We start from the raw sequence: 12,638 nt of genomic DNA, 5'->3' as shown, positions 1-12,638 counted from the left end.
TTTATGTATTTCAACCTACAAGGAGATACCTCAATGAGAATACGAATACTTTTCCTATCAGTAGTCATGATGGTTGTTATCGGTGCTTGTTCGCAAGAAAAGCCTGTAATGAAGAAGGATAACTTTGTATTCGTCAAAGGCGGGAAAATGATGAATACAAAATCCAACTACTATGGAAAAAGTGTAACCATATCGAACTTCTATATCGGTCAATATGAGGTCACTCAAAAAGAGTGGCTGGATGTAATGGGGAGTAATCCCTCTCAGTTCCAAGGAGCGAATTTGCCAGTAGAAATGGTAAGTTGGTATGACGTGATTGAGTTTTGCAATAATAGAAGTATAAAAGACGGCTTGAAACCATACTACAACCTAGATAAAACCAAAAAAGATCCGAATAATCAAAATGCTAACGATCCACTTAAATGGACAGTAACGATCAATGAAGGTGCGAATGGTTATCGATTGCCGACAGAAGCAGAATGGGAATATGCTGCATCGGGTGGTCAGACCAGCAAGAATTACACATACAGCGGCAGCGATAATGCTGATGAAGTAGCTTGGTATTGGAGAAATGCCGGCGATACCTACCTATCAGGCGATTGGAACTGGCCAAGCATAGAAAACAACAAGAATAAAACCAAAACGATCGGGATCAAAAAACCTAATGAGTTAGGTCTTTACGATTTGTCTGGTAATGTTAGGGAATGGTGTTGGAACTGGTTTGGAGAGTTGGATAGTCCTAGTGGTTCCTACCGAGTCGTGAAGGGTGGCGGTTGGATTGGTGACATTAGCAATGATGCGTTATCCTTTCGGGGCAAGTTTGATGCGAATGGGATTGGCCCAGATCAAGGTTTTCGCTTGATTCGAAACGAGTGAACAGAGAAATCAAGTATCAAATTAAAAGGTGTACTGCCATTATAAAAGTTGATACGTACATAGTTTTTTCTAAAAGCCCGTGGCCTTCACGAGCTTTTTTATTGTGAGAATACATAATTAAAATAACATCGGGATTTCCAGTTGACATGACACCAAAAGGTGACATATAATAAATGAGACACTAAATGGTGTCACATCAAACTTCTCACTCATGACTGCTACGTCGGAAGTACCGCCCCCATGAGAGAGTGTGAATTTACGGCTGTCCCTTGGTAATAATAGGTAGGAGAGGGTGTTGTGATCGAAAATAACCATTTGCGAGATGTGTATGACGCGATTGCAGATCCAAATAGGCGACGAATGATTCGTTTGTTAGCTGAGGCTGAAGAGATTCCGCTGCATGAGTTAACCGAACAGTTTCAAATGGCCCGAACAGCCGTATCTAAACATTTGACAATCCTTAAAGAGGCCGGACTAGTACTTGACCGAAAAGTAGGGAGAGAAACACGATTCAGGCTAAATGCCTCACCACTCATAGAAATCCCAAATTGGGTGGCTTTCTACAGCAAGTTTTGGGGTACACATATGTTTCACTTAAACCAACTATTAGAGGAGGAAGACTTATGAGTTTAACATTATCTTTGGATTTTCAGTTCACGTCATCGATTGAGAAAGTGTGGTCTGCTTTAACGGATTCAAACAAGCTTACGAAATGGATTATGCAAAATGATTTTAAGCCTGTCGTAGGTCACCGTTTTCAATTCCGTACACAAGCGACTGAATATTGGAATGGCATTATCGAAGGTGAAGTGCTTGTCGTGGATGCACCTAAGCAGCTGTCTTATACATTTGCCAGCGGTGAGGTGCACACAGTCACTTGGACACTTCAAGAATTAGAGGACGGAAAGGTTAACCTCCATCTTGAACAAACCGGGATCTCAAATCCGCAAGCACTTGGCGGCGCTAAGTACGGCTGGACGAATTGGTGCGGCGAGCTTGAAAAGTTATTGGCCGAGTAGCCAACTAAAGAGCAGGGGGAGAACCTAATGATAATCGTTTTTATTATTTTACAAAGCTTCTTACTTGTTTCCATGGGGTTTGCTGGTGGAAGTAAGCTAGCCGGTACGAAGAATCATATCGAAATGTTCAATTCGATTAAACTGCCGCAATGGTTTCGGGTTGTTACAGGTTTCGTTCAACTCGTTGGGGCAGCTGGGCTTGTTATCGGATACTGGTATCCGGTAGTAGCTGCATGGGCGGGCATTTGGATTGGCGTCACGATGTTAGTGGCATGCCTTTCTCACTTCAGAGTCAAGCATCCGGTTGCACAAGCGATACCTGCTTTTGTGATTACGTTGATTGCAGCGTCATTGGTCGTTGTTCATGTGATTTAATTGTCGCAATTTGGGTTGGAAAAAGGGTCCGAACTAGGTTACTATACCTGGTTCGGACCCTTTATTGTATATAGGGATGTCGTGAAGGAATGTACGGCACATGAATGCCGAACTAAGTTGGCATTCACAATGTAATGCACCCATGTCTTACCCGCGAGCAAGCTCCTTGTGCACGATTGGCGCGACTTTTGTGCCAAGCAGCTCAATGGTGCGCAGCAATTCGTGATGCGGCATCGTACTGACGTCTACATGCAGTAGGAAGCGCGTAATGCCTAAGTTCTTGCGGAGCAGTATGATTTTCTCCGCGACATATTCGGGATCACCGACATATAGAGCTCCGCGTAGGCTGCGAGCAGCATCGAACGATTCGCGCGTGTAAGGCGGCCAGCCGCGTTCACGACCAATGGTGTTCATCTGGGCGGCAGTCGATGGATAGAATAAGTCTGCAGCTTTCTCGACAGTATCAGAGATGAAGCCGTGAGAGTGCGTTGCAATCTGCAGCTTACTTACATCGTGTCCGGCCTTAGTTGCCGACTCCTTATACAGACTGACAAGAGAAGCGAATCGCTCGGGCATACCGCCAATGATGGCAAAGACGACAGGCAAGCCTAACATGCCAGCGCGAATGGCAGAATCCGGATTACCGCCGGTTCCAATCCATACGGGTAAAGGCTCTTGAACGGATCGCGGATAAACACCTAAGTTATGAATTGCAGGGCGATGACCACCCTTCCAGCTTACTTTCTCCGAATTGCGGATGGCGAGTAGAAGTTCTAACTTTTCCTCGAATAGTTCGTCGTAGTGGTTCAAATCATGTCCGAACAGAGGGAAAGATTCAATAAACGATCCACGACCCGCCATAATTTCAGCCCGGCCATTGGATAAGCCGTCTAACGTAGAGAATGCTTGGTAAACGCGAACCGGATCATCCGAAGACAATACCGTCACGGCGCTCGAGAGTCTGATTCGCTTGGTCGTGGAAGCGGCAGCAGCCAGAATTACGGCCGGCGCTGAGCTCGCATAATCCGCACGGTGATGTTCACCGATCGCATAAACATCCAGACCGACTTGGTCGGCCAAATTAATTTCCTCTACCGCTTGTCGCAGTCGTTCGGCGTGAGTAAAACCGCCGGCTCTCGGAGCAGCCTCGAGGAATGTGCTTATTCCTATTTCAAATGAAGAAGATGTAAGATTGGACATTATAAGTCACTCCCTTCTAGATACTTGTTATTATACTATATAATTTAATGTAACTCAACAAAAGTAAGTTATGAATTATTCGAGTCGTGAAATTCCACTCATTTATTTTGATTATAACGTTATATTATCTTGATGAGTCCCTGAAATAAGTTAATAATAAGATGTACATTTATTTACTTCTTCCTATATAGAAAGGTGCTAATATGGAAAAGACGAATGCTTGCCGTAAATTAGATGTGCTCAAAATTCCCTATACGTTACACGAATACGAGTGGGATGAAAACCAACTTGATGCTCAAACAGTGGCAGAGAAGGTTGGCGTTCTTTCCAATCAAATTTATAAAACATTGTTGGTCCAAGGTGATAAAATGGGGGTGATGATCACCTGTATTCCGGGTGATCGAGAGCTCAATCTAAAACGTTTGGCAACTGAAAGTGGTAATAAAAAGGTTGAGATGGTACCACTCAAGGATATATTGCATCTATCTGGATATATACGAGGCGGCGTGTCGCCACTGGGGATTAAGAAGAAATATCCGATTTACTTGGACCTCTCCGTGGAATCTATGAATCTTATTAGTATAAGTGCTGGTCGGCGCGGGTTACAAATATTTATGAGTGGTGCTGATTTAATCGTTGCAACTGAAGCACATCTTGTGGAAATAACATAAGTGAAGCACTGCTTTGCTTCGTGCAACCGAACGATATTTAAACCATAACAAGTAGCAACTGTCTCGTCGGCAGTTGCTACTTGTTTATTATGCGTTGGGCACTAAATTTTACACAATTAAAATGTAGATTTAATAAAATCCCCTATTTCCTTTTATATACTTAAATTGCTTGATATAGCGAACTTAAAGGACTAGGTGGTAATTTACTATGATGTTGAAAAAACGTGATTTGCACGACTGCCATTCATTGTATACTTTAATGATGGACCCTGCAGTATTTCCTTACGTTCGTAATAAATGTCAATGTTATGAAGAATATTTGTTTAGTACGAAACAATTGATTACGGAAGAGGAACAGAACACATGTATGTCTAGAACCATTCTTAACGAAATGGGACAGCCCATTGGTACGATTGATTTATACGATATTGTTAATCAAACAGGTTTCTTGGCCACGTGGATTGGGGCTCCGTATTTTGGGAGCGGTTATAACCAACGGGCAAAGGATTCTTTTTTCACGGAAGTATTTCTTGAACATCATATCGAAACGGTGTTTCTAAAGATCCGAAAACAAAACATCCGATCGAAGAGGGCGATAGAAAAATTACCGTATGCCCAATTAGTTAATGACATTAATATTCAAGTATATAAATTAATAAATGAAGCGCAACACATCTATGATTTGTATCAAGTAGAACGGTTAAGCTTTCTGAAATATAGTAACCTGATGCAACATGAGGTTGCTACGTAATCAAGCATGTACACTGCGAATGATCGTTCATGATGCTGTCACTTTTGACACGAACGTACATTTGCGTACAAACTCCGAAATTCATGGTAAGCTTAGATAGACAAGTATATTCGGATGTAGGTCATCTAGGCCTTAGGCCGGAAGGGTGAAGATCGGGGGAATACAATTTGGAAATAAATGATGACTCCTTACCGCAGGTTATTGAATTAAAAGAAATTGGTTGGTACCGGGAAAACAAAATCATCTTGGATGATATTAATTGGCAGGTTGCCAAAGGTGAGCATTGGGCAATTCTTGGACTTAACGGATCAGGCAAAACAACCTTGCTTAATATGATTAATGGCTATATTTGGCCGACGAAGGGAAAATTGTCTGTCTTGGGGCATCCTTTTGGCAGCGTAGATATTAGAGAATTACGTAAATCGATTGGTTGGGTAAGTTCATCCTTGCAGGAAAAGTTGTACGCTTCCGATAAAACACAGCATGTTGTTATCAGCGGCAAACATGCTTCGATAGGCTTATATGATAAGCCGAGTGAAGAGGATTTCGATCGTGCGAGGGACTTCATGCAGCGGCTATCTTGCTTGCATTTATATGATCGTACTTACCAATCCTGCTCACAGGGTGAGAAGCAGAAGCTGCTCATTGCCAGAGCACTTATGGCATCACCGAAGTTGTTAATTTTGGATGAAGCCACGAATGGTCTGGATTTTCTTTCAAGAGAAGCTTTATTGTCTAGCATTAGCGAACTGGCCGTAGGGCCGGATGCACCGACACTGCTATTTGTTACCCATCACATTGAGGAAATTCTCCCGGTGTTTGGACAAACTTTACTCATTCGCCGCGGCGGCGTATTCGCCAAAGGAGACTCACGCGATGTATTGACAAGTGAACGATTGTCCGCATTTTTTGAAACACCTGTCGAAGTGAATTGGCAGAATCAACGCGCTTGGCTCTCGATTCCGTAGACAAAATGACATAGGCATCTGTTTTCATTCCATTAGGATGAGAACGGATGCTTTTTTTTGTAGGTAAGTAGATTTGGACATGATTTCCATAATATTACACATCGCTCTATTGAAAGCGCATTCCTATACTTGGAAGTGGAACCTATTTCTATTTCAATTGGAGGAATGTCAAGGGTGATACGTTTATTCAAACGAAATTTGCTGATTCTGCTGGCCATTCTATTAGTGCTGCCGTTTCAAACGCTGGCCTATGCGGATGGTACGTCAGGCGGATCGAGTTACTCTAACTCGTCAAGCAGTGCTGCCGGTTTGGTCGTTCGAATCAAGAACAAATGGAAGGGCAATTATCTATATGAAGATTCGTCTGGTACTGTCCGATACGGTTATACAAGCGCAGCGGATCAATCAGCGAAATGGCTGATGGAGGACGCACCAGATGCTACCGGTTTTAAACGAATTAAGAACATGCAGACGGGTCATTACATCACGGTTAACCAAGTGACCAAGCGAGCTGATGCCTTGACGAGTGACGCAGTAAGCAGCACTTCGGTGAATGATCAATGGCTCATTCAAGACGCCAGCCGAGCTGGCTATGTAACGATTCGCAGTGCGAAAGATCTAACGCAGAACTTGTTTATCCACGAGGAAGATCAGCTTGGCTTCGGTCAAGTAAGCGCTGATATCGGAGCTGCTTGGGAGAGTCCACAATGGCTATTGGAGCCAGCAAGTGATGAGAGTCCAGTTCGAATTGTTAACCAATTTCGCGCAGGACAATACTTGTACGAGGATAAAGATGGACTTGTCGAATTCGGCAAAGTGCCGATGGATGATACGAGCTCACACTGGTTCATTGAACAAGTAGCTTCTAACGGTGACGGTTCAACAACGGTGCGGTTGAAGAATCGGGCGACAGGGCACTACATCACACAAGGGACATTTTGGGATAAAATAAAAAGCGTTCCATTGACGGATTCAACCAAAAATCAATGGAAAATGGCAGTCGGGATAGCCGATGGCTGGGTAACGTTCACCAACGTATTCGCCAAAGGAACTGACCGGCTCCCAGGCGATCCAGATGATATTGAAGCAGGGAGCCAGACCTACGTGTTGAACAGTCAATTCGATGATACGTTCGCCCGTTCCAACAATTGGTCAGTTCCAACGCGAGATAATGCGCAATGGAAAATCGAGATGGCAGCAGATGTGAAGCCTGTCCGTATCGCCAATTTTACTTCTCAACAAGTCAGTGACAAATATTTGTATGAGGATCATGGCACGGTGAAATATGGGTCGATTCCTTCTGGAACCGTGACTGGGAATGTGTATCAGTGGCTTGTAGAAGATTATAACGGTAAGAAACGAATTCGCAATCTCGACACCGGCAACTATATCAGCATGGAAAATATCCTACAATCCGATGATCCGCTTCAAGTTCTGAAACAGCCGAACGGCTCTGGGGATGATCAATGGCTTATCGGCAATTCCACGCTGTATGACGATTATGTAACTGTCCAAAGCGCTGTATATGCGGGGACTTATATCAACGTAACGTCTGTTCTTGGTTTTGCCCAATCCAGCGTGGCCAATCCGAATACGGATGAGGTTCAATGGCTGTTCGAAGATCCATCGGTGGTTGCCGGTGTGAATCAGTATGTGCAAATCGTGAATACATGGACCTCATTAGCTTTATATGAAGATGCCGATGGTAATGTGAAATATGGCAATGTGAAATCAGACGATCAAAAAGGGCAATGGCTGATTGAAAAGTTTGCTGGCCGCAAAAGGATCAAGAATCGAGCAACGGGCCATTACATCAATAATCAAAACCCAGTGGACGGACACTTGCAGGTAACCGATGTTGAAGATTCGTGGACCAGTGCGATTTGGGTTATTGAAACGACTGGGGATACGAAGCAAATCCATAGTGTAAATGATCCGAATTTACAGCCTAATCACCAGAAGTTCCTCAATGTGCAAAATCTGAATAAGTATGCGGAATACAGTGAAATCCCGGCTACGTGGGGAAGTAAGAACTGGCGGTTTGTTCCGGTTTCGGATAGCACGCTGCCGATGACGGCGCGTTTTAAGAACAAACAGACTGGCAAATATCTATATGAAGACGCTGATCATAATATGAAATACGGAGATCTCCCGACTTCTGATCTTTCTTCTGTTTGGGTCATTAGCGTCTCCCAAAATAATGCAACGCAAGTGTATCTCAAAAATGCGAAGAGCGGTTATGGCCTTGCTTTGGAAAATGTCGTCCCTGACATTGAACAAGACAATCCGCCGGAGAACCTGCTTTTGTACGAAACGATTTACGCTGCGTGGGCTAGCGCGAACTGGGTGCTTCTGGATTCGAATACACCTGGTTATGTGATGTTAAAAAGCGGATGGACTAACGCTCATTACATTTACGATGAAGCTGGAACAAATGGCGTTAAAGTCAGTAAAGTAAAAGCAAACGATGATAGTGCACTATTCGCTGTAGAGCCTGTGCAAATCTCAGCAGCGCTGCCAACGGATCCCGTGCGTATCAAAAATTCGGATAACAATCAATATTTGTACGAAAATAACCGAGGCGCCATCCTATATGGGACACCAGACGCAGAAAATGCCTATTCGTATTGGATCATCGAATCTGCTGGCGGCATTCAGCGCATCAAAAACGCGGCGACGGGCCGTTACATGACAATGAACGACACGTACGCGTACATGCAAGACAAGGCTGCAACTATCAATAACTTGGCATCGCAATGGAGCATCGAGGATGTTTCTGGAACAGGTAAATTCCGTATTCGCAGCAATAATGGTTCATTTAACGATGAATACCTAAATACAGTGAATGGATCAGGCTATCCAGAACGTGGTCTTTATGTCCTGCAAGGAGACTCGGAGAAAAAGCTGGAATGGACGTTTGAAGCTGCGACGAGCGCTTTAAAGACGCCAACAATTTCTGAAACGCGTAATGAAAAAACGACTACGCCTGTTATTGACGATACCAACTTTGTTCGTATTAGTAATAAACAAACAGGTCAATATGTCTATGAACAATCGGGATTGGTATTGTTAGGCAGTCAAAATGACTTACAGGCAAGCGGCGAATGGATGGTCCAACAAGTAAATGGCCGTCAAACCTTGAAGAACCGCGCAACTGGACATTTGCTTGAGTCTCTGATAGACAATCAAGTTGCTAGCTCGAATAGCGATATCAGTTCGCTCACAACACAGTGGAACATCAATGATGTGCTGGGCTATCAACAAATTACCAATTCCGTGACTGGACAACGTCTATTGGTTCAGGATGAGGCGATAAAGCAAGGAACGACGGCTCCATCGAAAGATTCAGCGCTGTGGTCCTTGGAACCTGTTCTTGGCGATGCAGTATACGAACTGGAAAAAGCATTTCTTAGCGGCGGCGTTCAGTCTGGCCAGGCGATATCGGGTTATTCCGGCAGTGGGTACGCAGATCATTTCGTGGCTGCAGGTGCAAGAGCCATTGTGGCCGTGAACGCGCAAGAAGCTGCTACATATGCAGCGACAATTCAGTTTGCGAATACATCCGCAGCTGATCAAACGTTAAGCTTACTTGTGAATGGCATCCGGACGCAGCAACTGACGTTTGTCAAAGGAGCCGGATGGCAAGCCATTCAAGTAAATCTCCCGCTTCGCGCAGGATATAACTCTGTATCCTTCGAATTGGCGGCAGGGGATACTTGCACTGTTGCCATTGATTCTTTGACGGTTCATCAAGCGGTAAACAAAGCTTATAGAGGCGCTATTGAAAGCTACACAACCTATGAAGCTGAACAGGGAGAAACCAACGGTACGATCGTAGGACCATCTCGCACGTACCATGATTTGGCCAACGAAGCATCCGGCAAGCAAGCGGTTAAGTTGGATCAAGCCGGTCAGTATGTGCAATTCCAGGCCTCACATCAAGCTAACTCCCTTGTCCTTCGTTATTCCATTCCTGACAATGCCGACGGAACCGGCATGAATGCGAAGATTGGACTTTATGTGAATGGCACAAAAGTGCAAGATTTGGATCTGACTTCCAAATATGCTTGGGAATATGGCAACTATCCTTGGTCGAATGATCCGAAGCAAGGCAGCGCTCATCGCTTCTTTGATGAAATTCATACACGGATCAGCCAGGTAGACGCAGGAGCGACAATCAAATTGCAAGTAGATGCCAATAGCACAGCATCGTCGTATATCATCGATTTTGCTGAGATGGAGCAGGCTCCTGAAACGGCGTATACGATGCCAGCTGGGTTCGTTTCTATCACGGATTTCGGAGCAATTCCGAATGATGGTCAGGACGATTCGCAAGCGTTAAAAGATGCTTTGGCAGCAGCTCATGCGCAGCATAAAGGCGTTTGGTTCCCTGCAGGAGATTTTGAATTAACCAATGACAATGGAACCGATCCTGGGGTGAATGTCAGTCAGGAAACGATGCAGCATGTGTTCCTGCTAAATGATGTAACCCTAAGAGGCGCTGGCATGTGGTACACGAATCTGAAGGGTGCTAAATTCTTCGCAACTGGTAATAACATTCGCGTGTATGACTTGGCCATTGACGGCGAGTTGAACATCCGTAACGATGATGCACATACGAATGGGTTTGAAGGTGCATTTGGAACAGGCTCCACAATCCAGAGCGTTTGGATTGAACATACGAAAACGGGTATGTGGATCGCGCGTCCAAGAGGTGATTTTGGCGTCAGCACAGACCAATACACAGATGGTTTCTATGTCGGCGGTTTGCGTATGCGCAACTTGATGGCAGACGGATTGAATTTCAGTACGAACACGAAAAACAGTATGGTCGAAGAGACGAATGTCCGCTACGCCGGGGACGACGGTCTTGCCATGTGGTCGACTTTAAACGAAGGGTATCCAACAGATTTCAACGACAATAATACGTTCCGTTTCGACACCGTCCAGCTGCCGTGGCTGTCCAATAACATGGTTGTTTTCGGCGGTAAGGATAACAAGATGACAGATAATGTGCTCAAAGATACGATTGGTCTCGGTGGAGGAATCACGGTTTCCACAAGATTCAGCCCGGTAACGCCGCTTGACGGGACGACGCTGGTTCAGCGCAACACGCTGATTCGAACAGGTAGCCGCGATGCTGGCCTCAATCTGAATTTCGGGGCGATCTGGGTATACGCCGACACGAAACCGATTAACAGCCCTGTCCTCATTAGCGATAACATTGCGCTAGATAGTATGTACCAAGGCATTTCCATCCAAGGCACATCACCTGTAAACCTAGTGACATTTAGGAATAATGTGATTGATGGTGCAGGTACGACAGGTTTGGAAGTTGGAAATACCGTTGCAGGTTCTGCTAGCTTTGATAATGTGATTATCCGCAACGCCAATATCCAAGATGTAGCTAACAATGCCGGTGCTGGTTTTACAGTTAATGAAACGGGGAAAGGGTTTGCGAGTACGAAAGCTGAACCAGACACCTCAACTGGAAATCCTCCTGGTGGATCACCTGATACAACAGGTTCTGGCTCGAGTGTGCCAATCATTCAGATCACGGATGGGCAAATTGCGGATTATATCAAAAACAATCAATCGGTGATTCGTATTCCAAGTGGTTTGACAGGTAACGCTGCCCAATTCCAGCTTCCAGTAGCTGCATTACTGAAAATCGTGACTGCAATGCCAGATGCGAAACTCATCATTCAACATTTGAATGCCAGCTATGAGCTGCCTGCCAATATTGGGAAATTACTTGCAGCTCAAGGCATTAGCGGTGTCGATTTTTCAAGTGCAACACTGAAAGTGACGATCGTGAAGCTGGATGGCGATCAAAAGAGTACAATCGAAACGAAGGCAGTTCAACTTGGTGGGAAGCTGCTGGATACACCAGTAAGTTTTGAAGTTACATTGATTTCTGGTAGCCAAACCATAGTACTTCATCATTTTGGTCACATGTATGTAACCAGAACGTTGACTGTGGATGGAACGGTAGACGCCGCATCGGCAACAGCTGTTGTCTACCACCCAGAAACGGGCGAGTTCCAATACGTTCCTGCTTTATTCACCCTCGTGGATGGAAAAACAGTTGTAACGATCAAAAGCACGACCAATAGTATCTATGCCGTTGTACGCTTGAACAAAACGTTTGTCGATCTGATCGGACACTGGTCAAAATCACAGATCGAGCTGCTAGCCTCGAAGCTAATCGTAAATGGGAAATCGGACTCCGCGTTTGCACCTGACGATCAAGTGACAAGAGCAGAGTTCGCGGCTATGCTAGTGCGTTCACTCGGGCTTACTGCAAGTGAAACACAGCAGAAAGCATCAGCCTTCCACGACATTAGCGCTCAGGATTGGTTCGCTGATGTAACTTCTGCAGCAGCTGAGTATGGTCTAATCGAAGGCGATGATGCCGGCAACTTCCATCCTAATCAATCTATTACGCGTGAAGAAATAGCTGTAATGATTGAGCGGGCGCTAAAGCTTACAGATGCAAAATCTGTACTTGCACAGACAAATGTATTACTTGCATTCGCAGATAGCGCATGGATCAGCGATTGGGCCAAAGACGCTATGCAAGATATCGTGACACGCGGTTTGATGCAAGGTCAAACTGATTCGTCACTTGCGCCACAAGCACTTGCAACACGTGCGGAGGCGTCGGTGCTCCTGCATCGATTGCTGCAAGAGGCGAATTTAATGAATCCATAATTAGACTCACATGAACGAATAGAAGACCTCTTACTAGCTGAGAGGTCTTCTATTTTTACCTACT

The 12,638-nt window shown here is 44.8% G+C and carries 9 protein-coding genes; 8 read left to right on the top strand and 1 reads right to left on the bottom strand.

All coding sequences use genetic code 11. From position 1 onward, the window contains the following. The first annotated feature begins 33 nt into the window (after positions 1–33). From A8709_RS17640 to A8709_RS17625, 4 genes are all read left to right on the top strand, one after another. On the top strand, positions 34–876 hold the full coding sequence (locus A8709_RS17640) for a formylglycine-generating enzyme family protein (RefSeq protein ID WP_065853671.1): 843 nt from the start codon (positions 34–36) through the stop codon (positions 874–876). 360 nt (positions 877–1,236) lie between these two features. Beyond that, a complete protein-coding gene (locus A8709_RS17635) occupies positions 1,237–1,503 on the top strand; it encodes an ArsR/SmtB family transcription factor (RefSeq protein WP_425262334.1) in 267 nt (88 codons plus the stop codon). Further along, a complete protein-coding gene (locus tag A8709_RS17630; protein WP_065853669.1) occupies positions 1,500–1,895 on the top strand; it encodes an SRPBCC family protein in 396 nt (131 codons plus the stop codon). Before A8709_RS17635 ends, A8709_RS17630 begins: the two co-directional genes overlap by 4 nt. Positions 1,896–1,922: 27 nt before the next feature. Next, positions 1,923–2,270, top strand: coding sequence for a DoxX family protein (locus A8709_RS17625; protein WP_065853668.1), 348 nt, complete (start codon positions 1,923–1,925; stop codon positions 2,268–2,270). A 147-nt stretch (positions 2,271–2,417) separates the two neighbouring features. On the opposite strand, the gene A8709_RS17620 is transcribed toward A8709_RS17625, so the two are convergent. Further along, a complete protein-coding gene (locus A8709_RS17620) occupies positions 2,418–3,470 on the bottom strand; it encodes an LLM class flavin-dependent oxidoreductase (RefSeq protein WP_065853667.1) in 1,053 nt (350 codons plus the stop codon). Between the two features lie 203 nt (positions 3,471–3,673). Between A8709_RS17620 and ybaK the strand changes: the two genes are divergently transcribed. The 4 genes from ybaK to A8709_RS17600 all read left to right on the top strand — a co-directional run bounded on the left by ybaK (position 3,674) and on the right by A8709_RS17600 (position 12,574). After that, positions 3,674–4,141 (top strand): Cys-tRNA(Pro) deacylase, encoded by a 468-nt coding sequence (gene ybaK / locus A8709_RS17615; RefSeq protein ID WP_065853666.1) that lies wholly within the window; start codon positions 3,674–3,676, stop codon positions 4,139–4,141. Between the two features lie 208 nt (positions 4,142–4,349). After that, on the top strand, positions 4,350–4,892 hold the full coding sequence (locus tag A8709_RS17610) for a GNAT family N-acetyltransferase (protein ID WP_341833428.1): 543 nt from the start codon (positions 4,350–4,352) through the stop codon (positions 4,890–4,892). Positions 4,893–5,059: 167 nt separating this feature from the next. Continuing rightward, positions 5,060–5,860, top strand: coding sequence for an ABC transporter ATP-binding protein (locus tag A8709_RS17605; RefSeq protein ID WP_244163234.1), 801 nt, complete (start codon positions 5,060–5,062; stop codon positions 5,858–5,860). Between the two features lie 165 nt (positions 5,861–6,025). Then, on the top strand, positions 6,026–12,574 hold the full coding sequence (locus tag A8709_RS17600; protein WP_084225082.1) for an S-layer homology domain-containing protein: 6,549 nt from the start codon (positions 6,026–6,028) through the stop codon (positions 12,572–12,574). Positions 12,575–12,638 lie beyond the last annotated feature (64 nt).

Origin of the sequence: Paenibacillus pectinilyticus (genome assembly GCF_001700435.1) — a bacterium.
Taxonomy (GTDB): Bacteria; Bacillota; Bacilli; order Paenibacillales; family NBRC-103111; genus Paenibacillus_E; species Paenibacillus_E pectinilyticus.
This window is presented reverse-complemented; position numbering and strand designations above follow the sequence as displayed.